Source organism: Campylobacter concisus (genome assembly GCF_002913745.1).
Classification (GTDB): Bacteria; Campylobacterota; Campylobacteria; order Campylobacterales; family Campylobacteraceae; genus Campylobacter_A; species Campylobacter_A concisus_R.
Genome location: NZ_PPCG01000019.1, coordinates 56,206 through 81,381, shown reverse-complemented (window position 1 = coordinate 81,381; position 25,176 = coordinate 56,206). Strand labels below are relative to the sequence as shown.

The following is a 25,176-nucleotide window of genomic DNA, read 5'->3' as shown; positions in this document are numbered from 1 at the left end:
TTATTTTACTGTTTCTCATGTTTAAAATCTCTATGAAGTAGCTTGAACTTTTTAACTCTCCCTACTATTTTTCCATTTTAAAAATTCATCCCACTCTTCTTTTGAGACTAAAACTTTGTCGCTAGATTTTTTCTCATCCTTGCCAATAAATTTATCTTTGTCGTGATTTTTTCTAAAGACGATCATATTATAAAGTGAAAATTTTAGCTCTCCAAAAAGGCTTAAATTTTTCACATTTTCAGGGGTTATCTCAGTGCCATTTTTGTCACGTCCTTTGCCACCTAAAAACAGCAAATAAACAAGCGGGGTCATGAAATTAAATCTTAAAAGAAGCGCCCAAAAGCAGTTTAAAAAGCCGTGATTGTATTTAATGCAAACGTAAAAGCCAAAGGCGGCGTAAATGGCTATTATAAAAAGCATAATATAAAAAATATAAGCTAGCCCATCATCGTTTGAAACGTCAAAATACTCACATATTGCACAAAAGATAGCTATAAAGATGGGAAATATCACGAGCGGAAAGATCAGATGCGGTCCAACTAGGTCAAATTTACTCACATAGACTTTTATATTTCGCCTGCCAGCAAAGATCATCAACAAAATGGCTAGCATTACCGGCAAAAAGACCAAACTAGAATAGAGATCATTGATGTCCAAATTACACTCCTATTTTACTTTGTAAATTTGATTTTTGCTAACGATATTTTGTGCTCTTAAATTTAAAAAAAGCTAAATTTACCTACGATTTTTGCGGTTTTCTATGCCTATCCTCTCGCTATCTTCGATCTCTGCAACATAGCTTGGATTTTTCTTTTTAGCCTCTTTGTCTAAAAAGCTAATAAGCTTTGCATCGGCATTTTGGTGAGAGCAGATGAGGATTATAAAATTTATGTAGTTGCTAGCTTCTTTTGGAGCGACCTGATTTTTTTTCGCTGGTATTATAAATTTCTCTCCAAAAATTTGTATAAGCTCGAAAAGCTCGTTTTTGCTTAGAGTTTTATCGCTAGCAAGCTCTTCAAGCTTTTCGATCGTGATCTCTTCTTCACCCTCAGCTTCTAGCCCTCTTGTTAAGACTTGATGATCTTTGTTTTTTAGCAAAAGATAGATTAGCGCGCAAATGGCCACTATAAGCAAAAAGACAAAAAAGACTATCAAGCCTTTAAGAAGCATCTATAGCCTTGTGCAAAGAGAGCGTTTTGTAAATGCAAGAACGCTCATCGCTATCATCACTACGATGCTTATCCAGACGAAATCAGGCACCGGAAGCGGATCTCCAGCTGCGTATGAGTGCATGCCAGCTAGATAGAAATTTACCCCAAAATAGGTCATTATGATCGACCAATAGGCAAAAAATGAGGCAACGGCAAATGCGTATTGATTATTAAGCTTTGGTATAAATCTCATGTGAAGCACTGCTGCATAGACAAGGATCGAAACTAGCGCCCAAGTCTCCTTGCTATCCCAACCCCAGTATCTACCCCAGCTCTCATTTGCCCAGACGCCGCCTAAAAAGTTTCCAAGCGTAAGTAAGCTAAGGCCAAGTATCATCGCCATCTCATTTATGCGTGTCGCTTCAGTGATATTGCGTGCGATCTCTGCATTTGGCTTTTTCTTGTTTTGTAAGATGATAAGCAGCAAAGTAAATCCACCAAGCAACGCACAAAGCCCTAAAAATCCGTAACTTGCAGTTATGATAGAGACGTGGATAGTTAGCCAGTAGCTCTGAAGCACAGGAACAAGTGTCGTGATCTGCGGATCCATCCAGCTAAGGTGCGCAACAAACAGCGTAACACCAGCTAATATAGATGTAAGCGCAAGTGCGATCGGACTGCGTTTTGCAAAGATGATGCCAGATAGACCAAGTGCCCAAGCGATATAGACCATCGACTCGTATGCGTTACTCCAAGGGGCGTGCTCAGCGATATACCAGCGAAGTCCAAGGCCAGCTGTGTGCGCAAGAAAGGCTAGTAAATTTATAATATACACAGCTTTAACTATGCCATTTATCTGCACTTTTGGTGCTAGCATTTTTACAAAAACAAATAGTAAAAGCGCAAGTCCAGCCAAAAGATATATCGGTGTCAAGCGGTCAAATACTTGAAATTTATTAAATAAAATTTCTATATCTATCTTTTTCTCACTTGGCATGACAGCAGCGCCGTATTTGTGCTGATAGGCTGAAATTTTCTCAAGCGCCGCATCTGCCTTGCTCCAATCATTATCCTTTGTGGCTGCATCAACAGCTGAGAAATACTCTCTCATCATGCCAACGACTAGCTCAGCCTCTTTTGGCGAGAAGTACATCATCGCACTAGCAGGCGAATACCAAGAATTTGACGGATCGTCTTGTTTTGGGAAAATTTTGAAAATTTCACCGATAAATATCATATAAAATACATTTAATCTCTCGTCGATCTTTATCACATCTTTGTCAAATGTATTGCGTGAGCCTGGGTGCTTGCGGTTTGCTATCTCGGCAAATTTTGTTAGTTTATACTCGCTTCCACCATCTTTTGTCGCTTTAAAAAATTCATCGAAGCTTGCGTATCTTGCATTTTCATCGACGCCTAGCTCTTTTTTTAGCTCCTTGCTCTGACCAAGCGCGATGATCTTCTCATTTCGCCAAAAATCAGGTGTTACCATTATAGAAAGCATAGCTTGGTTTGAATTTAGGCTACCTATGCTTTCGCCTCTGTGAATTTTGTTTAAAACCTCTTTACTAAGCGTATCAAATGGCTTCATTCTGCCGTCTGGACTTTGCACGATGAGTCTAGCAAGCTTATCTGCATGCTCTTTGCTGATACGTGGCAAGAAGTCCTCAGCCTTTAGCGAGCTAAAATTTAAGCCCAAAAGTAAGATCGCTATGAGTGCAGCCACTTTTTTACCGCCTTTTGTTGATTCATTATCTATTAGTTTTGCGAGCTTTCTAAAGCGGCTGTTAGTGTTTATAACATTTAGCAAGAAGCCAAGACCTAGCAAAAAGTAGCCGATATATGTCGGGATCTTGCCTGGGTCTTTATTGACAGAGAGGATCGTACCTTTCTCGTCAGTATCGTATGAGCTTTGGAAAAATCTATATCCATCATAATCAAGCACGTGGTTCATATAAATTCTATAGTCAAACACAGGATCATTCGTGCCGTCTTTTACTACAACCTCACTTGAGTAGCTCATAGGAGAATTTGAGCCAGGATATCTTTTTAGCTCAAAGTCTTTTAAGTAGAGGCTAAATGGGAGTTTTATCTGCTGAGCTCCCCATGAGGCGTTAAATTTCTGTCCAGCCACGGCGATACGTGAAGGCTCCATTAGGTTGTAAAATACATGCATCTCTTTACTCTCACCTTTGTAGTTTAGCTCAGCTATCAACGCATTAAACTCGCTATCCTTTGAGCTGACTAGCTTTCTTGAAGCGTGCGCTGAGACTAGCCTTGGGGCGAAATTTATATTTGATATAGTATATAAGCTGCCTGTGCCAAATTCATTCACGCTGCCAGCTTTTAGCTCAGTTTTAGAGCTATCCGCCATAGTAAATTTTGAAAGATCGGCATTTGAAGTAACTGTGAAATTTCCATCATTTAGTCTAAAAAGAACATATTTTTTATTTTCATCTGGTTTGGCATTAAAGATAAAGCTGATATCCCCAACCCTTGCCTCTTCTTCTTCAAGTAAAAATATCTCTTCGCTTTCGCTCTCGTTTGAGACTACAAACTCAACAACAGGCTTTCCGCTATCATCATTTACAAATTTATAACTTGCATTTGGCACAAATTCTTTAAATTTTAAACTAGCCTCACCGTCTGCTGTTTTTAGCTTTAGATCAAAGCCCTTCTTTACATCAGCAAGTCCCAAAGGCATAGCCGAGCTGATCTCCTCGCCTTTGTCGTTAAGCGCAGTTAAATTTATATACGAAACCTTTGTACTAACAACGTTTGAAGCGGTGTTTTCACGTATATGCATATCAGCTTCAAAGCCGAGGTATCTTGTGATGCCAGCACCGATTAAGATGACGATAAAACCTAAGTGAAAGATGAGTGATGGAAGTTTTTTAGGATCGATTAGGTTGTATCTAAAGATATTGAAGGCTAAATTTATACCAAGAAGTAGTTGGATAAGCGCAAACCAGCCAGCCCCATAAACATAGTACCAAGCTGCTTCAGTGCTGGTTTTGCTCTCTATTATTGTGGCGGCTCCACTAGCTATGGCAAAGATTATCATCAAAACGATAGCTGAGCCCATACTTAAAAATAATGTTTTTGGATTTAACATCTGCTTCCTTTTATTTATATTGTGGCAAAGCTACCGAAGTGAAATTTATCTTAAATAACTGCCCTGCTTTGTTTCGGTTGAAACTGGTTTATTTTCGTTTGTATCTTGATCTGCAAGCGCATCCTTGCCTTTTAGATAAGCAAGTATTGCACCTAGATCATTGTTTGAGACGATCTTAGCTTGGTTTTGCATTACGTTTTTACCGCTACCACCAAAGCTTGAGTCGCTTCTATAAGAGATGATGCTATCTTCTATATCTTTAGCATCCATGTTTTTAAGTGGTGTTGAACCAAATGGTCTTTTGTCTGCGCTTTCGCCATGGCAGCTAGCACATTGTTTCTCATAAAGCTCTTTTCCTAAAGAGACACTATATCTACCTTTTCTATCAACGCCTAATTTTAAAATTCTATTATCTTTATAGCGTCTTGGATCTTCATCGACATAGACATTTACTTTTTCATTTCTGTCATTAGCCTGCTTTTTTGCCATCTCGGCAAGCTCTTTACCAAACTCACCACGAGCTTCTATATAATAAACCTGAGAAGCTGCAAAGGCATTTGCCACCAAAAAACACGCCAAAAAAGAAATTTTAATATTTTTCATAAGTTTCCTTGAAATTTTACTCTAAATTTAAAAATCCCAGATCAGATTGCTCCGACCCGGGATTATATCATAAGTTGATTAACGAGCTATGAATTAGAATGAGTATTTAGCTTCAAATCTAAATTGATCTTCTTTATTTTTGCCCTCATCAGCAAATTTAGAAGTTTTGAATGCATAGTATGAGCTAAATGTTAACTTTTTGCTATATGCGTATGCAAATCTTGGAGTGATCTCTTCAACTTTTTCTTTACCATTTTTGCCAGGAGCTGCAGCATGTTTAATATGACCTTTTATGTAATCTGTACCAACTGTAAATTTATCAAATGTATATCCAGCTGTAGCATATACCAAGTTAGCTTTACCATCAGCCCATGTTGGATCAAGTGTAAGCTCACCTACATCTATTAGGCTACCTTTATCTTCAAAAGCGAAAGATGTTACACCTTTATCTTGAACTTTCCAACCCATATAACCTAATCTTGCATCAAGACCAAATAGTGAAGCTGTAAGTTCGCCAGCATAGAAGTTACCATCATTATAGTTTGCAACACCATTAGATGCATCTATACTTTTAGATAGGTGTGATTTTGCGCTTACATCTGCTGTACTATTTACATAGTTGATTCTACCGCCTAAGCTAATATCATCATTTATAGCAAATTTTGCAGTTACATCAGCAGCAAGAAGGTCAGCTAAGTTAGTTAAGCTTGCATACCATAGTTGGAAGTCTATTGGGCTATATGAACCAGCAATACCTGCTGCATATAGATTACCAAAATCATAAACTTTTACCCTGTTTATATCTTTACCATTTGCATCTTTGGCTGCGTATAAATCACCATCACTTTCTGTGTCATCACCTTCAATAGCATCAAAAGCTAGAGCTGTTAAAGTAAGGCCTTCTATATCTTGATTTACTACTCTTACGCCAGTACCGATAGCATCATCAGTAAAGTATGAACCGATCTCTTGTTTTCCAGCTGTTATAGTAGTGCCACCGATCTTATAACCAAGATAGAATTGGTGAACACCAAATCCTGTAGTTGTATCTGTTTTATCTGTTCCAATACCTTTACTACCTTGATCATCTTGAGTATTATCTCCAGAATTATCAGTAGCATTATATCTTAGACCGATTACACCAAAGAAGTTATCGTCAATAGCAGCTTTAAAATTTGTCACCATTTTAAAGTTATGACCAGCTTTTGAGCCAGACTCTGTTTTTGTATTAGAATACTCACCAGTTTTTTTATTGTTTGTATATCTATATCTTGCAAATCCAGAAAGATCAACATTTTTTATAGCTTCTTCAAGTGGAGTAGCACTTGCTACACTTGAGAATGCGCCTAAAGCAACCAAAGCGGCTAAACTAATTTTTGTTAGTTTCATTTTTTCTCCTTTTAAGGTTTTTGTGTCGACGATTATAATCAATAAATTTTAAGATGAAGCTTAAAAAATCATAAATTTTTGCACTTTTGTTACCGATCATTTACCGATTTTGACCAAAAAGAGGTATATTTTGATAATTTAACTTTTACAAATGAGACTTTTGAAAAGGGGATAAAAAGAAAAGGGGCCGTTGCTTTGCCCCTTAAAAGGAGTTCTAGTTTTGATTGCTGATGAAATTATATATGCTAGCAGTAAATCAACGGTAATCTAAAAAGAAATTTTCTCCTCTTTTGGTACTTCGATATTTGTTTTTATATTTTTTCTTTTTACGACTACTTCATTTTGTGGTTTTCTTATGCCATTATATGCGCCTCTAGAGCCGCCCTCTTTTATAAGAAGCATGTCTATGAGCTTATCTGCGTAAAAAGACGCATAGACAAGATCGCCCTTATCGTAATAATATCTGTTTGCACAAAAATTTGCTTTGTTTAGTTTGTGATTTTTCACGTCGCTGGCTACTATCTCGTAGCAGTATTTCGAATCTTTATAGCTGACATCTTTTATGAAGCCTTTAATGGAGCTTTTTGCAGGTATAGTTTTAGTAGCTTGTCTTGGTTGCTTGCGGACTGGTGGGTTGTCATTAAAAAATGAACATCCCAAAAACATAGTGGCTACTGCTAGAGGAAGTAAAATTTTAGATTTCATCTTTTCTCCTTAATATAAAGAGAAAAGTATAGCTTTTAAGATTAAATAAAATTTGCGAATTTTAAAATTTGAGTTTTGTGCTTACATTGAATATATAAATTTCTTGGGAGAGATCCCCAAGAAATTTAGGCTGATACGTTTAAGACGTTACCACCAAGCTCGGCGATCTTTTTATCGAGCGTCTCAAGGGTCTTTTCGATAGTCTTTTGTGAAATTTCAGGAAGTTCACCGCCCCAAATTTTCTTTGCGTCCTCAAAACCCTTTGCCACGCCATCTCTACCAGCTTTTAGCTTCTCTACATCATCACCTGCGCCATTTAGCACAAAACCGGCTATCCTATCAGCTGTATTTGCGATGCCAAAAAAGCCATTTTCACTAACTAGCTCGCTCGCCTCATCGCTACTTAGCTCTCCTAGAGCTTTGCCATTGTAGCCGATACCTGCTAGATCAAGTCCAGATAAAATGTCTGATAAATTTTCAGGCACACTAAAGCTTAGACCGCCTTGCGCTAGTAAATTTGAACTAGTTTTTTGAGTAATATCTTTTTGATACTGCAAAAAATAGCTATTTGAGATCTCTTTCGCGCTTAAATTTGAAACCTCAGGCTGCTTTTTAGAAACCTCTTTTTCATCTTTATGAAGCGAAATTTTTGATTTTACATTTTCTTTTACGCTTGATGTGTTGTATGAGCTTACGATTTGACTGATTTGCATATTTGGCTCCTATAAGTTTATAAAAACTATATCGCCAAAAGGTGGAATTTATTTAGGGTAAAGCGGGAAAGCTCCCGCTGTGATTATTTGCCAAGTGTTGCGTTTAGCATCCAGATTGCTTTTTCAAATTTAGCTATTTGATCTTGTGCGTACATCTGAGTTGTTGTGTCACCCTCTGCAAGCTCATCAAGCTTTTTAAACTCGCCCAAAAGGTGCTTGTAATCAGCCAAAACAATATCCAAAACTTCAGTCGGAGTGTAGCTCTCTTTTGGCTCGTGTTTTATGTGAGCGACTTTTGCTAACTCCTCAGCCTTGGCGATAGGTCTGCCACCAAGCATAAGAGCTCTCTCAGCTGCGTCATCAAAAATCTCACTCATATCCTCATAAGCTTTTTCAGTATACTCGTGGACGCTAAAAAATTGAATACCTTTTACATTCCAGTGAAGATCGTGAAATTTGATATAAAGTGCATTTGCATCAGCCTGAATTGTGTTTAACTGTAAAATAACTTTTGACATTATGTCTCCTTCTTTATTGTTTAAATGTGATGAAATTATATTGACTTAGAGTTAATCACTGGTTAATCAAATAATAAATTTTATTATTTAGTATAAATTTTGACTACAAAATAAATTTATCTTGTAGTCAAATGCAGAATTTAGAGATTTGTCTATTTTTTATGAGGTGTAGTTTTGTAGCCTTGCTCGATCAAACTACTCATGCCACCATCTAAATTTATAATCTTAAGATCTGTGCTATCTATCGCTGCAGCTGCTGCTGTGCTTCTTCTGCCACTTCTACAAACAAGAGCGATAGGCTTTTTGATATCAACCGCCTTTGAAAGCTCATCTAAAAATGCACTCTTATTACTTGGATCAAAAGTGATGGTCTTCGCACCAGCTATAATGCCAGTCTCTTGCCATTCAGATGGAGTTCTAATATCAACGATCTGATCATATTTTTTGATCTCATCTGGGCTTATATTAACAGTTTTAACATCAGCTGACAACATGCAACAAACGGCTCCTAAAAGTAAAATTTTTTTCATCTACTCTCCTTAAATAAATTTTTGAAATGTTAGCATAGATTATTAAATATATAAAATTTTTGTTGATAAATTTTATTGTTAGTGAGGTCATACAAATAATTCATTAAAAAAATAAATTTATTTATATGCCAAACACAACCACTTATAAAAATAAGAATTCTAAATATAAATGATTTAAAGCACTCTATAAAAATTTTTATGAGGTGGTATTTAAAATAGGAGTGGTGTCCCCAGCGAGGTTCGAACTCACGACCTCAGAATTAGGAATTCTGCGCTCTATCCAGCTGAGCTATGAGGACAAATTTACAAGATATTTTAAATTTTTATCCAAGTAGTTAAATTTTAAAGGGCAGATCGCTCTGCCCTATTTTGGCTAATTAGCCATTTCTCTTTTTAATGATCTCTTCACTTACGTTTTTAGGAACTTCTTCGTAGTGATCAAATTCCATAGAGTAAGTCGCACGACCTTGAGTCATTGAGCGAAGATCTGTTGAGTAGCCAAACATTTGAGCAAGTGGACAATAAGCAGCAATGATTTTTACACCATTTCTATCATCCATTGAATTTACTTGGCCACGGCGCTTATTAAGGTCACCGATAACATCGCCCATATACTCTTCTGGAGTCTCAACTTCAACTTTCATCATAGGCTCAAGGATAACCGCACCTGCTTTTCTAGCGCCCTCTTTAAAGCCCATTGAAGCAGCAAGTTTAAATGCCATTTCAGATGAGTCAACTTCGTGGTAGCTACCATCAAAAAGTGTAACCTTAACATCTTCAACTGGATATCCTGCAAGAACACCGCTTTGAAGCGCTTCTTTACAACCTTTTTCAACAGCTGGGATATACTCTTTTGGAACAACACCACCTTTGATGTCGTTAACAAATTCAAATCCGCTAGCAGCTGGAAGTGGCTCGATACGTAAGAATACGTGACCATATTGACCACGACCGCCTGATTGTTTAGCATATTTATACTCTTGCTCAACTGCCTTACGGATAGTCTCGCGGTATGCAACTTGTGGCTGACCAACTTCAGCATCAACTTTAAATTCACGAAGCATACGATCAACAATGATCTCTAGGTGAAGCTCACCCATACCACTAATGATAGTTTGTCCGCTCTCTTCGTCAGTGCTAACTCTAAAGCTTGGATCTTCTTGAGCTAGTTTTTGAAGAGCGATCGCCATTTTTTCTTGATCTGCTTTTGTTTTTGGCTCAACCGCAACACTAATAACTGGCTCTGGGAAGTCCATTCTCTCAAGGATAACTTTATCTTTTTCACTTGCAAGAGTATCGCCAGTTAGGGTACTTTTTAGGCCAACAACAGCACCGATTTCACCAGCGAAAAGTTCTGTAATCTCTTCACGTTTATTTGAGTGCATTTTTAGTAAGCGGCCAATTCTCTCTTTGCAGTCTTGAACTGTGTTGTAAGCATAGCTACCACTTTCAAGGCTTCCTCTATAAACACGGATAAATGTTAGCTGTCCAACAAATGGGTCAGTCATAATCTTAAACGCAAGAGCGGCGAATTCGCCATCATCTGTACTTTCAACAGTCACTTCAGTACCATCTTCATAAACACCATTTATCGCTGCAATCTCATCTGGAGCTGGTAAATAATCAACAACAGCATCAAGTAGAGGTTGGATACCTTTGTTCTTAAACGCAGTTCCGCAAAGCATAGGTGTGATAGTCATTCTTAAGCAGCCTGCTTTTATACCTTTTTTGATCTCTTCTTCAGTTAGTTCTTCGCCTGCAAAGAATTTCTCCATCAAACTATCGTCTGTCTCAGAAACAGCTTCGATTAGTTTTGCGCGGTATTCTTCAGCTTTATCTTTAACTTCAGCTGGAATTTCTTCTTCTACATAGTCAGTTGGCTTTTTCTCGTCATTCCAAACGTATGCTTTCATTCTCACAAGATCAACCACACCTTTAAAGTTATCCTCTGCACCGATTGGAATTTGGATAGGCACTGGATTTGCTTTTAATCTTTCTCTGATCTGCTCTTCAACTCTAAAGAAATTTGCACCAATTCTGTCCATTTTATTAACAAAAACAATTCTTGGTACGTGATATTTATTTGCTTGTCTCCAAACAGTTTCAGACTGTGGCTGAACACCACCAACAGAACAAAATACCGCAACAGCGCCGTCAAGAACACGCATAGAACGCTCAACTTCAATAGTAAAGTCAACGTGTCCCGGAGTGTCGATTAGGTTTACTTGGTAGCCCTTCCAAAACGCTGTAGTTGCAGCTGATGTAATAGTAATACCACGCTCTTTTTCTTGCTCCATCCAGTCCATAGTAGCAGCGCCATCATGAACCTCACCTATCTTATGGCTCATACCAGTAAAGAACAAAATTCTCTCACTAGTAGTTGTCTTTCCAGCATCAATGTGAGCCGCAATACCGATATTTCTTACCTTATGTAAAGGCGTTTTTCTCTCTGCCATACTAATTCTTCCTTACCAGCGGTAGTGAGCAAATGCTTTATTAGCCTCTGCCATCTTGTAAGTATCTTCCTTCTTCTTGAAAGATGCACCTTTTGAATTTGCCGCATCTAAAAGCTCATTTGCTAGTTTATCAACCATTGTTCTTTCGCTTCTTTTTCTAGCAAAAGTTATAAGCCAGCGGATAGCAAGAGCTTGTTGGCGAGCTGGGCGAACCTCAACTGGCACTTGATAAGTAGCACCACCAACACGGCGTGATTTAACTTCTAAAATAGGTTTTACATTTTCGATAGCGTCGTTAAAAACGTCGATGCCTTTAACCTCAGCATTTTTCTTTTCGATAGCTTTAATAGCACCATACATTATCTCTGTAGCGACGCTTTTTTTGCCATCATACATAAGAGAATTAATAAATTTAGTGATTATTTTATTTCCGTAAATCGGATCAGGTAAAACTTCCCTTACAGGAGCTTTTCTTCTTCTCATTTTGATTTTTCCTTCAAATTTTTATGAAATTTTACTCAAACGTTTGCAAATTTAAGCAACGTCTGCGAACCTAATTTTTTACTTTTTTGGAGCAGCAGCGCCAGCTTTAGGGCGTTTTGCACCATATTTAGAACGAGAAACTGTTCTTTTTGCAACACCAGCAGTATCAAGTGCGCCACGAACGATGTGATATTTAACACCTGGTAAGTCTTTAACCCTACCGCCGCGAACTAAAACGATACTGTGTTCTTGTAGGTTGTGACCTTCACCGCCGATATAGCTGATGACTTCAAAACCGCTTGTAAGCCTAACTTTGGCAACTTTCCTCAAAGCTGAGTTTGGTTTTTTAGGAGTTGTAGTATAAACCCTAGTGCAAACTCCTCTTCTTTGAGGGCACTCTTTTAACGCTGGAGATTTTGACTTAACAGTCACTTTCTTGCGTTCATTTCTGACCAATTGATTTATGGTTGGCACAATAATTCCTTTCAACTAAATTTATTAAAAAGACCTAATTTTATTTAAAAAAAGCTTAAATAACGGTTAATAAGTTAGACTTATTCATACGTTCCTTTTTTTATAAAACCACTGTCATCTTTTAAAATTTCACCCTTTGCAACGACAAATTTAATCTCAAATTTCTCATTGATTAGCAAAATATCTGCATCGTAATTTTCTTTTATCTCGCCTTTTTTATTTTGCAAGGCCACACTTTTTGCCACGTTTGTCGTAAAATATGGCAACGCCTCTTCGATACCAAAGCCATCTTTTACGAAATTTATAAACTCTTCATATAGGCTCTTGACGCTAGCGATGCCAATTTTTAGTAAATTTCCGTCGCTATCATAGCTAGAGTAGCTGCCAAAGCCGTCTGAGCTAATTGTTATCTTATTTGTCGGTAAATTTTCTTTTTTGATGCGCTTTACAGCCTTAAGTGGCGTAAGTCCTGGCATGCAGGTAAAGTCGATATAGCCGCCATCTTTTATAAATTTAAAGCTTTGTTTAAAAAGCTCCTCGTTTCTATTTACGTGCGTTGGCTGAAATAGCGTAATCGGTATATCATACTCGTTTAGCACTTCATAAATCAAATTTAAGCCCTTTTTGCCGTCACCCATGTGAAGCGTGGTGTGGCCTGACTTCGAGCTGATCATACCAGCCACCCTGCCAGCGGAGACTATGTGAGCGAGCTCATCTTTGCTTACACTTGATGAGCGGTGGTCGCTTATGGCTAGCTTGGTGCCGATTATGGGATCAACAAAGACAATATCTTTTTCGATCTCGCCAGTTATGGTTGGCGTTTTAGAGCTGTATGCGCCAGTGTGAGCGTAGCATGTGATACCATCGTCGTTTAGTGCGTGTGCTTTTGCGACTAAATTTTCAACGCTTCTTGTCGTGCTGTCAGTTCCAAGTAAGCCAACAGCCGTCGTTATGCCAGCTTCTATTAAATTTGATAGCATGATCTCAGGCACCCTAGTCTTAAAGCCGCCCTCTCCGCCGCCTCCAGTGATATGCACGTGCTTATCAATGAGACCTGGTATCGCCGTGAAATTTGAAGCGTCGATCACCTTTACATTTGGTAAATTTGGCTCTAAATTTTCAGCTATGCAGACGATCTTTCCATTACATATAAATATATCTTTTTTACCAAGAAATTTTGGCGAGTAAATTTTGGCGTTTTTTATAAGTATCATTTGGCGTCCTTATTTATCTTAGCTATGCCGATGCCAGTTAGCGCTAAAATGATAGCAAAGACAACGCCCATGTAGTTTAGTATCGCCCATGGCAAGTACTCGACCGTTGGCACTCCAAGTGTGGCTGTCATATATGCTCCTGCTGCTGACCAAGGGATAAGTGGGACGATCACGGTGCCAGAGTCTTCTAGTGTTCTTGAGAGGTTTTTGGCTGCTAAATTTTTCTCTTTATAAAAGTCTTTAAACATCTCGCCAGGGATAAGGATAGAAAGATATGAGCTACCTGTGACAAATGCGACGGTTAGGCATGAGCCGATAGTCGAGATGATGACGCCTGCTGCTGATTTGACCCTTGCCATGATGGTGTGAAGTACCTTTGTAAGCATGCCAGTTTTTGAGATGATGCCAGCAAAGCCCATAGCGCAGATGACTAGGATAGTGGTTGAATTTACCGAGCTCACGCCGCCTCTATTTAGAAGCTTAGTGATATCTTTTGAAAACTCCATATTAATGCCGCTCATCGTGACGTTAAAGCCAGTCATCACTGAGATAAAGCCATTTTTAAAGCTAAAATCTTGAACGATAACACCAAGAAGCACTGAAAATAGCGAAGCTATGATCATGACAGGTATCGTTGGCCACTTTAGCACCGAGCCAGCCAAGACAAAAAGCACAGGCAAAAGCAAGATGATGTTCCAGTGAAAAATTTTATCAAGCTGACCTTGAAGTGCCAAAACCGACTCTGAAACATTTGCGCCACTACTTGCAGCCTCGCTACCAAAAAATAGATAAGCTGCTATCGCAACGATAGTTGCTGGGATAGTCGTATAAAACATGTGTTTGATGTGCTCATAAAGCTCTGAGCCAGCTGCTATCGGAGCTAGGTTTGTCGTGTCTGAGAGTGGAGAGAGCTTGTCGCCAAAGTATGCTCCTGCGACTACCGCGCCAGCAGTTGCTGCTAAATTTACATCAAGACCTTGAGCTATGCCCATGATAGCCACGCCAACTGTGCCAGCAGAACCCCAAGATGTGCCAGTTACGGTTGAGATGATAGCTGCGATGACAAAAGCTGTTAGGACTAGATACTGCGGACTTATAAGATCCACGCCGTAGTAGATGATCATAGGGATGGTACCTGAAAATACCCATGAGCCAATAAGCAGACCGACTGCCCAAAGTATCATAAGCGCTGGCAATGAGCTTGAAATTTTCTCTATCACCCCTTCTTGAAGCTCACTCCAACTATATCCTAGCCTCCAAGCGATGCCACCAGCCACGAGGGCTGCTATCAAAATGATCGGCTCAACCTTTAGCTTCATATAACCAACGCCAAGCGCAAGACCTACGATCATAACCAAGATAGGCGTAAGGGCTAGCAGAAACGAAGGCTCTTTTTTTATAGAGTTCATCATGTGTCCTTTAAATTTGAGATATTTTTGAATTTAAAGGCTACAAACTTAAATTGTTATAAAAAAATAAAATAAAATTAAAATTTAAAATAAATGTGTGAAAATTTAGCACATCTGATATGTGCTAAATTTAGATCAATCTTGTTTGATAGCGTATTTGCCACTACCAGTCGAGATGATGCAAAGTGACATAGCGATATAAAGATATATAAGCTCTGCTTTAAAGCCATTTACATTAGTTAGCTCAAGTAAATTTGACAAGCCAAAATATGAATACAAAATGACAAAACTTGAGCCAAAAACTAGGAGCGCGCCAAGCCTTGAGTAAAAACCAACGGCGATCATTATAGGGGCTAAAACCTCACTAAAATAGGCAAAATACGCCAGAAAACTAGGTAGTCCAGCATCAACTAAAATGCTCTTTACGCCGCCAACTCCGTGTAAAATTTTGCCAAAGCCGTGCATAAAAAGGCAAATTCCAAGACCTAAGCGCAGAAATAAAAGTCCAAGATCGACATTTTTCATAATATCTCCGTTACATATTTTTAGTTATGGATTTTATTTAATATTGATTAACGGCTTGTAAATTTTGAAATTTTGTAAATTTAAGTGTGGAAATTTATAAGAGGATTAAGCCCCAGAGGTGGGGCTTAATATATTAGTTTTCTTTGATCTTTATCTTTTTATCTTTGTAAAAACCAGTACCAACTGGGATCATACGTCCAAGGATGACGTTCTCTTTTAGATCTTCAAGATAGTCAAATTTAGCAGCGATTGAGGCTTCTGTTAAGACCTTAGTTGTCTCTTGGAATGACGCAGCAGAGATCACGCTATCACTTCCGATAGCCGCTCTTGTGACACCAAGAAGGATCGGCTCAGCAATAGCTGGCTCGCCACCCATTTTCATGATGCGCTCGTTCTCTTCTTTAAATTTATTTCTTGAAACCATGTCGCCAACGATGAAATTTGTATTTCCGCTATCGACGATTTTGACTTGGCGAAGCATTTGAGAAACGATGATCTCGATGTGCTTATCAGCGATCGCAACACCTTGGCGACGATAAACTTGCTGAATTTCACTGATCAAATAGTAGTGAAGCGCCTTTTCACCAAGAATTCTTAAGATATCGTGGCTTGAGATAAGTCCGTCTGTTAGTTTCTCGCCAGCATGGACAAATTCGCCGTCTCTTACTTGGATCTGGCGGCTCTTCTCGATCAAATACTCAGCTGTAGTGCCATCTTCTGCTTGGATGATGATGCGCTCTTTTGAGCGAAGTGGCTTGTCAAATCTAACAACGCCGTCGATATCTGCAACGATAGCTGTATTTTTAGGACGTCTTGCCTCAAATAGCTCACTAACTCTTGGAAGACCACCGGTGATATCTTTTGACTTAGCAACAGCTTTTGGAGTCTTAGCCAAAATGTCAGCTTGAGCCACCTCATCGCCACTTGAAACAAAGATCGCAGTTTTTGGATCAAGTGGATACTTGATCAAATGTCCGCTCTTTGTAGTGATAATGATCGCTGGTTTTACGCCACTTGGCAAGTACTCATTGACGACAAGACGTCTTTGACCAGTTGCCTCGTCAGCTTGCTCAGTCGCACTATATCCTGGCTCGACATCCTCAAAGCTAACTACACCAGCCTCTTCTGCGATAGTTGGAGTTGAGTATGGATCCCACTCAGCGATTATTAGCTTATCATCTTTTTCAGGTAGTGAGACCACTGTCGCTCTTTCTACCGCATCATTATCTGATACTTGGATGATAGAATTTCTTGGGATATAGTGGCGAACTGCCTCACGTCCATCCTTGTCAGAAACGACAACAAAGAAGCCTTTTTCAGTTACTTTGTGACCTTTTTTGATATCTTTTAGTCTATCAAGGAAGTCACCTTTTAGTATAAAAAATTTAACCACACCATTTGCATCTGCTGTGATCTTTCTAGTTACTGGATCGCCGTCTGAAATTTTAAGCTCACTAGCATAAGGGATACGATTTGGAATGTTCCAACCCTCTTTTATAATCTCGACAATACTCTCATTCTCTTTTACCTTATCGCCATTTGCATAAGGGATATACATCTTGCCTTCGATCTTGCCGCTAACGCCAGCTAGTTCGTTTGGCTTAGCAAGGTCGTTTCTTCTGATAGTATATTTGATCTCTTCTTTTTTGCCTTTGATAACGATATTTACATCTTCGTGGGCATATTCGATCTCGATTTTACCATCGATTGTTGATTTTATCTTTGGCTCAACAAGTAGTACAGCTGCACTTCTTCTGTTTGCAACGATTTTCTTGCCGTTGTTCTCGTATGTGCTAAGGTTGTAATATCTAATAAAGCCCTCTTTTTGAGCGATGACTTGACGATCTTGCTGCTCAGTAGAAGCCGTACCACCGATGTGGAACGTTCTTAGCGTTAGCTGAGTACCTGGCTCACCGATTGATTGAGCTGAGATGATACCAACAGCCTCGCCTGGTTTTACAAGTTTGCCCTCACCCAAATTTAAGCCATAGCATTTTGCGCAAACGCCTTTTGGCGCCTTGCACGTGATAGGTGTTCTAATGCTTACTGATTTTATGCCAGCTTCTGTTATTGCCTTAGCCTTCTCCTCATCAAGCAATGTGCCTTCGCTAAATAAAATTTCATTTGTTATAGGATCGATCACATCATCTGCTAAAACACGGCCCAAGACTCTCTCTTCAAGGCTTTCGATTAGCTCACCGCTCTCTGTGATATCTGTGATCTCAACGCCCTCGTGCGTACCGCAGTCGTGCATTGTGACTTTAACGTTTTGAGCAACGTCGATTAGCTTTCTTGTTAAGTAACCAGCATTGGCAGTTTTTAGCGCGGTATCTGCAAGACCCTTTCTAGCTCCGTGGGTTGAGTTGAAGTACTCCATTATGTTTAGACCTTCACGGAAGTTTGAAATGATCGGCGTTTCGATGATCGAGCCGTCCGGTTTTGCCATAAGACCACGCATACCAGCTAGCTGGCGAATTTGCGCTGCACTACCTCTCGCACCTGAGTCAGCCATCATATAAATTGAGTTAAATCCGCCCTTATCACTTTGGATAAGCTTCATCATCTCGCTTGCAACGCTGTTGTTTGTATCTGTCCAGATATCGATGATCTTGTTATATCTCTCACTATCTGTTAAAAGACCAGCGCCATATTGCTTTTGAATTTCACGAACTTTTTTCTTAGCTTCATCGATATATTTTTGCTTGCTATCTGGCACGATGATATCTGCGATAGAGATAGAAATTCCCGCTTTTGTAGCATATCTAAAGCCTAAATTTTTAAGCTTATCAAGGAAGTCAGCCGTTACTTCAAGGCCGCCATTTCTATAAACATAATCAACCAAATTTGCAATGTCTTTTTTCTTCATGATCTTGTTCCACATATTTTCAGGAACAAAATCAGGAAGTATAGCTCTTAAGATCAAGCGACCAGCAGTTGTAAAGATGATCTTGTTATCAACCATTGTCTTAATTTTAGCGTGAAGACCAAGAGTGTTAGCCTCTTCAGCGATCATTACTTCATCAACGCTTGAGAAAATTTTATTTGCGCCTTTTTCATCGTTTCTCTCTAGGCTTAGGTAATAAATTCCCAAAACCATATCTTGTGAAGGAACTGTGATAGCCTTACCACTTGCAGGAAGCAAGATGTTCATTGAGCTAAGCATCAAAATTTTACACTCAGCGATAGCTTCCTGCGATAGTGGCACGTGAACAGCCATTTGGTCACCGTCGAAGTCAGCGTTGAACGCCGCACAAACTAGTGGGTGAAGCTGGATCGCCTTGCCCTCAACAAGAACTGGGTGAAACGCCTGGATAGAGAGCTTGTGAAGTGTCGGAGCACGGTTTAGCATAACTGGATAGTCTTTAACGACCTCTTCTAAGCACTCCCAAACCTCATTTGTCTTATCTTCTATCATCTTTTTAGCTTGCTTAACGGTTGTCGCATAGCCTTTTTCTTCAAGGCGAGCAAGCAAATGTGGTTTAAATAGTTCTAAAGCCATCTTCTTTGGAAGACCGCACTGATCCATCTTTAGCTTTGGACCAACGACGATAACAGAACGTCCAGAGAAGTCAACACGCTTACCTAGCAAATTCTGACGGAATCGGCCTTGCTTACCTTTGATGATCTCACTTAGTGATTTTAATGGGCGCTTGTTTGCACCTTTTACTGCATTTGCTCTACGGCCATTATCAAATAGCGCATCAACAGCCTCTTGAAGCATTCTCTTTTCGTTTCTGATAATGATTTCAGGTGCGTCAAGCTCAAGTAAGCGTTTTAAACGGCTATTTCTATTTATTACACGGCGATATAGATCATTTACGTCTGAAACAGCAAATTTACCGCCATCAAGATTAACAAGTGGTCTAAGATCAGGTGGAAGAACTGGTAAATTTGTTATCATCATCCACTCTGGGCGGTTGCCTGAATTTAAAAAGCTCTCGATAACCTTTAGACGTTTTACGATAGTCTTTTTCTTGGCCTCAGAATTTGTAGCCTCCATCTCTTCTTGTAGCTGATTTAAAATTTGAGTTAGATCAAGCTCAGCTAGCATATCATAGATGACCTCGCCACCCATTCTAGCACTAAAGCCAGTCTCTTCATATCTTGAAGCTAGGCTTTGATATTGCTCTTCGTTTAAAACGTCATATTTTTCAACTTTTTTAGAATTTTCATTGTCATAATAAGCCTCGCCAGCATTATCAACAATGTATGCCTCATAATAAAGTACGCGTTCAAGATCTTTCATCTTGATACCAAGAAGTGCACCAATGCGACTTGGTAAGAAATTTACATACCAGATATGAGCCACTGGAGTTACAAGCTCTATGTGACCCATGCGAGAGCGACGAACTTTAGATGTTGTTACTTCAACGCCGCACTTTTCGCACTTGATACCTTTGTAGCGCATCTTTTTATATTTACCGCAAAGGCACTCGTAGTCGCGGATCGGTCCAAAAATTTTGGCACAAAACAAGCCGTCACGCTCAGGTTTTAGCGTGCGGTAGTTGATAGTTTCTGGTTTTTTAACCTCGCCATAGCTCCAAGATTTTATCTTCTCAGGACTTGCTAAACGAAGTTGAAAAGCTTCAAAATCACGAGGTCTATGCTCTTCTTTTATCTCAACTGGTTTTAAATTAGTTAGTTTCATTTGTCTCATCCTCATCATATACTTCCACGTCAAGAGCTAGTGATTTTAGCTCGTTTGTTAGAACAAAGAACGTCTCAGGGATACCAGTCTCAGGAACGTTTTCACCTCTTGTTAAAGCTTTGTAAGCAGAAAGTCTTCCCTCAACATCGTCTGATTTTACAGTTAGCATCTCTCTTAGTGTATGAGCAGCACCATAAGCCTCAAGTGCCCAAACCTCCATCTCACCAAACCTTTGACCGCCAAATAGTGCCTTACCGCCAACAGGTTGTTGTGTAACAAGACTGTATGGTCCAGTACTTCTTGCGTGAACTTTTTCATCAACCAAGTGGTGAAGTTTTAGCATATACATACAACCAACATTAACGCGTTCTCTTATCTTTGAGCCTGTGCGTCCGTCATATAGCTCAGTTTTACCATCGCTATCTATCTTTGCCATCTCAAATAGTTTTGCGAATTCGTCAGCTTTAACACCTTCAAAAATCGGAGTTGCAAATCTTACGCCATTGCTCCAATCTTTTGCATACTCAAGAAGCTTCTCATCACTCATCTTACCAAGAGCTTTTTTAGCATCCATTAGCTTAGCAACGCTTGCGATCTCTATCATCTTAGCTCTTAGCTCTTTTATCCACTCGCCTTTTTTGGTCTCAAAAATTTCATTGATCTGCTCACCCAAGCGGTAACCAACAAGACCAAGGTGGCTCTCTAAAATTTGACCGATATTCATACGGCTTGGAACACCAAGTGGGTTTAGTACGATATCAACGATCTGACCGCTTGGAAGATAAGGCATATCAACTTCTCTAACTATATTTGAAACGATACCTTTGTTACCGTGACGTCCAGCCATCTTATCGCCAACTTTTAGTTTGCGTTTTGTAGCTATATAAACTTTTACAAGTTTTACAACGCCGCTTGGTAAAATGTCATCTTTTTCTAAAATTTCTATCTTAGCGTCGTGCTCTTCTTTAAGCTTTTTCTTCTCATTTTGGAAGTAATTTTTTAGCTCATCATATTTCTTTTGGATATCTTTTGAAAAGCTCTTTACGATAGCATTTAGGGTAAATCTATTGATATTCTCAAAGTCAGCTTTATTGATCTTTGAGCCTTTTTTATACTCTTTTTTATTTACCTCTTGATCGCTCGCTAATGGGTTTTTAGAAAGAAGCGCTGTAACTTTTAGCATCTCTTCGCGGTCTAGCATAAGCAGTCTATCGTGGTGCTCTTTTTCTAAAAGTGTCTTCTCTTCTTCATAAGCTTTGTTTGTTCTGCTATCTTTTTCATAACCTTTTTTAGTGAAAATTTTAACATCAACAACCACGCCTTCCATTGAAGCTGAAGCATAGAGCGATTTATTTACCACATGACCAGCTTTTTCGCCAAAGATAGCACGCAAAAGTCTTTCTTCTGGGGTTGGCTTAACCTCGCCTTTTGGAGATACTTTGCCAACAAGGATCATACCAGGCTTGATCTCTGTACCGATTTTAACGATACCGCTTTCATCAAGGTGCATAAGTTCCTCTTCTTTGACGTTTGGTATATCTTTTGTTATCTCTTCAACGCCGTCTTTTAGCTCACGAGCCTCGATCTCTTTTTCATAGATATGAACGCTTGTAAAGGCATCTTCACGTATCATTTTTTCACTAATAACGATCGCGTCCTCGTAGTTGTAGCCATTCCAAGGCATAAATGCGATTAGCGCGTTTTTACCAATAGCTAGCTCGCCTTTTTCCATGCTTGGACCATCGGCTATTATCTGACCAGCAAAGATCTCATCACCTTTTTTAACGATCGGATGTTGTGAAAATGTCGTATTTTGGTTTGTTCTTAAATTTTTCTCTAAAGAGTAGTGATCGATATATGGACCAGCTTCATCTTCACCAAGGATAAAGATATTTTTATTATCAACCTTTTCAACTACGCCGCCACGTTTTGCCTTAACACTCTCCCAAGCATCTCTTGCGATAACGCTCTCCATACCTGTTCCAACTATAGGAGCAGTTGAGCGAAGTAGTGGCACTGCTTGACGTTGCATGTTTGAACCCATAAGCGCACGGTTAGCGTCGTCGTGCTCTAGGAATGGGATAAGCGAAGCTGCTACACCAGCTATCATACCAGAGCAAAGGTCGATCAAGGTAACATCTTCTCTACGAGCAAGCATCATCTCACCCTCTTTTCTAACCTCAATCAAGTCCTCAACAATATGTCCATTTTCATCAAGCTTAGTTGATGCTGGAGCGATAACATTGCCTTCTTCTTGAGTAGCTGTTAGATAGACTATCTCATCAGTCACTTTGCCATCGACGACCTTTTTATAAGGCGCCTCAACAAAGCCAAGGTCATTTACTTTTGCATAAGTTGAAAGAGTGTTTATAAGACCGATATTTTGACCTTCTGGGGTCTCAACCGGACAAATTCTGCCGTAGTGAGTTGGGTGAACGTCACGCACCTCAAAGCCAGCACGCTCTTTTACCAAGCCACCCTCGCCAAGTGCAGACAGACGGCGTTTATGAGTAACCTCACTAAGTGGGTTTGTCTGATCCATAAACTGGCTTAACTGACCGCCTGTGAAAAATTCCATGATTGTCGCTGTGATCATTTTTGGATTGATAAGATCATAAGGCATGATCTCGTCAGTATTGTTGCTTAGGCTTGTAAATTTATCACGGATAGCCTTTTGCATCTTGACAAAACCAAGGTGTAGCTCACTAGCAAGTAGCTCACCAATCGATCTTATACGGCGGTTACCAAGGTGGTCACGGTCATCAATATGACCTTGTCCGTTTTTAACTTTTATAAGATATTTTGCAGTTTTGATGATATCTTCGCTAGTTAGCACAGTAACATACTCTGGCACGTCAAGCGAGAGCTTGTGGTTCATCTTCATACGACCAACTTTTGTTAGGTCATATCTTTCAGGGTTAAACAATATATCATTTACAAAGCTTTTTGCAGCCTCTTTAACTACTGGCTCGCCAGGTCTCATGACCTTGTAAATTCTAATCGCAGCAAGATCATTTTCATCATCAACGCCCTCAGTTTGTTTTAAAACTTTAAGCATATCATTGTCAGCGATAAATGAATTTATTATAGCGTCGTCAACACCAGCAGCAGAGTTGTTTATAATATCAATACTTTCATGCTCAGCTAAAATTTTTGCAAGTTTATTCTCATCAAGAGCAGATAGTGTGTCATATAAAATTTCGCCGCTTTCTGTGTTTATCACAGGGTTTGCCAAATATCTACTTATAAGTGCTTCGATCGGATACTCGACAAATTTAACGCCATCTTCGATTAATTTATCGGCTTTTTTCTTTGTTAGACGCTTGCCAGCTTGATGAAGAACATCACCCTCTTCATTTTTTATATCATATTCAACTCTTCCTAGATAATCCTCTGGGTTGAAAAGAGTTAAAAATTTATTATTTTTAATAACTAAATTTTGTATCGGATAAAATAGCTTAATAATGTCTTGTTTTTTATATCCTAATGCCCTAAACAAGATAGTTACAGGCACTTTTCTACGCTTATTTATCCTAACATATAAAATGTCTTTTGTATCATATTCAAAGTGCAACCAAGATCCGCGATCTGGAATTATTTGAGCTGTGTAGATAAGTTTATTTGCAACAGTCGCACTCTCTTCTTGTTTGAAGATAACGCCAGGGCTTCTATGAAGTTGATTTACAACAACACGCTCAACGCCATTTATAATAAATGAAATTCTATCTGTCATCAACGGAATTTCACGTATGAAAATTTCTTGCTCTTTTATATCTTTAACGCCAACTTTATCGCCAGTCTTATCATCTTTTTCATGTACGATAAGGCGTATTTTCATTTTTAAATTTACAGAGTATGTAAGACCTCTTTCTATGCACTCTCTGATTGTATATTTTGGTTTTCCAATCTCTGAGCTAACATATTCTAAAGTCAAACGATTTTGCGGATCATGTATAGGAAAAATCGACTTAAAAACTTTTTCGATACCGCTTTCTGTCTGATTGTTATTTAGATTTAAAAAATTATCAAAGCTCTTTTTTTGTAGTTGTAGTAGGTTCGGAACGTCTATCTCTTTAACGACATTAGAGAAGTCAACTCTAAGACGATTTCCTGAGTATAAGCTATTTAACATTGCATCTACCTCGTGGTAATTTTGAAAGAAAAGTATAGCCTTTTACAAGGCATCTAAAATTTAAAAAAGAGAGAGCCTCTGCCCTCTCTTGAAATATTAAGCCTAAATAATAAAAAATTATTTAAGTTCAACCTTAGCACCAGCCTCTTCAAGCTCTTTTTTAGCTGCTTCAGCTTCGTCTTTGCTAACGCCTTCTTTAAGAACAGATGGAGTTCCTTCAACTGCGTCTTTAGCCTCTTTAAGACCAAGGCCAGTAAGCGCCCTAACAACCTTAATAACGTTGATTTTCTTATCACCAGAATCAACAAGAACGATATTAAATTCTGTTTTTTCTTCAGCAGCAGCTGCACCACCACCAGCAACTGCACCACCAGCTACCATTACAGGAGCTGCGCTAACACCAAATTTCTCTTCAAACTCTTTTACAAGTTCGCTAAGTTCAAGTACAGAAAGATTAGATATGAACTCTAATACGTCTTCTTTTGTGATTGCCATTTTTAATCCTTATTATTTTTTAATTTAATTAAGCTGATTGTTCTTTTTTCTCTTTAAGCGCATTCAAACCAATTGTAAAATTTTGAATTGGCGCATTCCAAACTTGCAAAAGCATCGCAATAAGCTCATCACGGCTAGGCATTTTAGATAGAGCTTTAACTTTATTAACGCTTGCAACTTCGCCATCAATATAAGCTGTTTTAATTTTGAAAAGATCAGAATTTGACTCTTCAAATTTTGCGGCTACTTTAGTTACTGCTAATTGATCTTCACTCCAAAGATAGATATTCGTATCTTTGAGTTCCATTCCGACTTTATCAGAATTTTTAAGAGCAATATTTGCAAGAGTATTTTTAATAACTTGAACTTTTACATTTTGTTCTTTTGCAGAATTTCTTAAAACTTCAAGTTTTTTAACTGAAAGACCACGATAGTCACAAACTACAATAGCTTCAGCAGTTTTAAATTCACTCTCTAATTTTGCAACAACTTCAGTTTTTTCGTTACGTGTCACTTTTTCTCCTTTCCGACCGGTAATTTCAAGCAGAGCGGGTCGAATCAATTAAGCCCAATGGCCTCGGCTATCTCCAATCTAAGATATAAATTTGTCTAAATT

At 38.8% G+C, this 25,176-nt stretch carries 19 protein-coding genes and 1 tRNA gene; all 20 read right to left on the bottom strand.

What is annotated here, in order from left to right:
- Window positions 1-51 precede the first annotated feature (51 nt).
- The 20 genes from CYO90_RS01945 to rplJ all read right to left on the bottom strand — a co-directional run bounded on the left by CYO90_RS01945 (window position 52) and on the right by rplJ (window position 25,074).
- On the bottom strand, window positions 52-657 hold the full coding sequence (locus CYO90_RS01945; RefSeq protein ID WP_103578245.1) for a hypothetical protein: 606 nt from the start codon (window positions 655-657) through the stop codon (window positions 52-54).
- 78 nt (window positions 658-735) lie between these two features.
- The gene (locus tag CYO90_RS01940; protein ID WP_103578244.1) at window positions 736-1,170 is read right to left on the bottom strand and encodes a fatty-acid--CoA ligase; all 435 of its coding nucleotides are present in this window, start codon (window positions 1,168-1,170) and stop codon (window positions 736-738) included.
- Window positions 1,171-4,266: a cytochrome c biogenesis protein CcsA gene (ccsA, locus tag CYO90_RS01935; RefSeq protein ID WP_103578243.1), complete on the bottom strand. Its 3,096-nt coding sequence runs from the start codon at window positions 4,264-4,266 to the stop codon at window positions 1,171-1,173. It abuts the gene before it with no gap.
- Between the two features lie 45 nt (window positions 4,267-4,311).
- Entirely contained in the window at window positions 4,312-4,869 is a 558-nt protein-coding gene (locus CYO90_RS01930; protein ID WP_009294491.1) for a c-type cytochrome, read from the bottom strand.
- A gap of 93 nt (window positions 4,870-4,962) precedes the next feature.
- Window positions 4,963-6,258, bottom strand: a complete 1,296-nt coding sequence (locus tag CYO90_RS01925) for an OprD family outer membrane porin (RefSeq protein WP_103578242.1) — start codon at window positions 6,256-6,258, stop codon at window positions 4,963-4,965.
- A 267-nt stretch (window positions 6,259-6,525) separates the two neighbouring features.
- Window positions 6,526-6,963, bottom strand: coding sequence for a hypothetical protein (locus tag CYO90_RS01920; RefSeq protein ID WP_103578241.1), 438 nt, complete (start codon window positions 6,961-6,963; stop codon window positions 6,526-6,528).
- Window positions 6,964-7,088: 125 nt separating this feature from the next.
- Window positions 7,089-7,676, bottom strand: coding sequence for a hydrogenase-4 component G (locus CYO90_RS01915; protein WP_103578240.1), 588 nt, complete (start codon window positions 7,674-7,676; stop codon window positions 7,089-7,091).
- 83 nt (window positions 7,677-7,759) lie between these two features.
- A complete protein-coding gene (locus CYO90_RS01910) occupies window positions 7,760-8,194 on the bottom strand; it encodes a Dps family protein (protein WP_103578239.1) in 435 nt (144 codons plus the stop codon).
- 152 nt (window positions 8,195-8,346) lie between these two features.
- Window positions 8,347-8,724: a rhodanese-like domain-containing protein gene (locus tag CYO90_RS01905; protein WP_103578238.1), complete on the bottom strand. Its 378-nt coding sequence runs from the start codon at window positions 8,722-8,724 to the stop codon at window positions 8,347-8,349.
- Window positions 8,725-8,946: 222 nt separating this feature from the next.
- A tRNA-Arg gene (locus tag CYO90_RS01900) sits at window positions 8,947-9,023 on the bottom strand.
- Between the two features lie 78 nt (window positions 9,024-9,101).
- Window positions 9,102-11,180: an elongation factor G gene (gene fusA / locus CYO90_RS01895; RefSeq protein WP_021084241.1), complete on the bottom strand. Its 2,079-nt coding sequence runs from the start codon at window positions 11,178-11,180 to the stop codon at window positions 9,102-9,104.
- Between the two features lie 12 nt (window positions 11,181-11,192).
- On the bottom strand, window positions 11,193-11,663 hold the full coding sequence (gene rpsG, locus CYO90_RS01890; RefSeq protein WP_002941142.1) for a 30S ribosomal protein S7: 471 nt from the start codon (window positions 11,661-11,663) through the stop codon (window positions 11,193-11,195).
- A 78-nt stretch (window positions 11,664-11,741) separates the two neighbouring features.
- Window positions 11,742-12,137: a 30S ribosomal protein S12 gene (rpsL, locus tag CYO90_RS01885; RefSeq protein ID WP_002941121.1), complete on the bottom strand. Its 396-nt coding sequence runs from the start codon at window positions 12,135-12,137 to the stop codon at window positions 11,742-11,744.
- A gap of 80 nt (window positions 12,138-12,217) precedes the next feature.
- Window positions 12,218-13,351, bottom strand: a complete 1,134-nt coding sequence (gene iadA, locus CYO90_RS01880; protein ID WP_103578237.1) for a beta-aspartyl-peptidase — start codon at window positions 13,349-13,351, stop codon at window positions 12,218-12,220.
- Complete coding sequence (nhaC, locus tag CYO90_RS01875) at window positions 13,348-14,760, bottom strand: Na+/H+ antiporter NhaC (protein ID WP_087582019.1); 1,413 nt, start codon at window positions 14,758-14,760, stop codon at window positions 13,348-13,350. The genes iadA and nhaC overlap by 4 nt, the downstream gene beginning before the upstream one ends.
- Before the next feature lie 135 nt (window positions 14,761-14,895).
- Window positions 14,896-15,285, bottom strand: a complete 390-nt coding sequence (locus tag CYO90_RS01870) for a DoxX family protein (RefSeq protein ID WP_103578236.1) — start codon at window positions 15,283-15,285, stop codon at window positions 14,896-14,898.
- Between the two features lie 133 nt (window positions 15,286-15,418).
- Window positions 15,419-19,933, bottom strand: coding sequence for a DNA-directed RNA polymerase subunit beta' (gene rpoC / locus CYO90_RS01865; protein WP_103578235.1), 4,515 nt, complete (start codon window positions 19,931-19,933; stop codon window positions 15,419-15,421).
- Window positions 19,920-24,065, bottom strand: a complete 4,146-nt coding sequence (gene rpoB / locus CYO90_RS01860) for a DNA-directed RNA polymerase subunit beta (protein ID WP_103578234.1) — start codon at window positions 24,063-24,065, stop codon at window positions 19,920-19,922. Before rpoB ends, rpoC begins: the two co-directional genes overlap by 14 nt.
- A 117-nt stretch (window positions 24,066-24,182) precedes the next feature.
- Window positions 24,183-24,560, bottom strand: coding sequence for a 50S ribosomal protein L7/L12 (gene rplL / locus CYO90_RS01855; RefSeq protein ID WP_103578233.1), 378 nt, complete (start codon window positions 24,558-24,560; stop codon window positions 24,183-24,185).
- 28 nt (window positions 24,561-24,588) lie between these two features.
- Window positions 24,589-25,074, bottom strand: coding sequence for a 50S ribosomal protein L10 (gene rplJ, locus CYO90_RS01850; protein ID WP_103578232.1), 486 nt, complete (start codon window positions 25,072-25,074; stop codon window positions 24,589-24,591).
- Window positions 25,075-25,176: the final 102 nt, after the last annotated feature.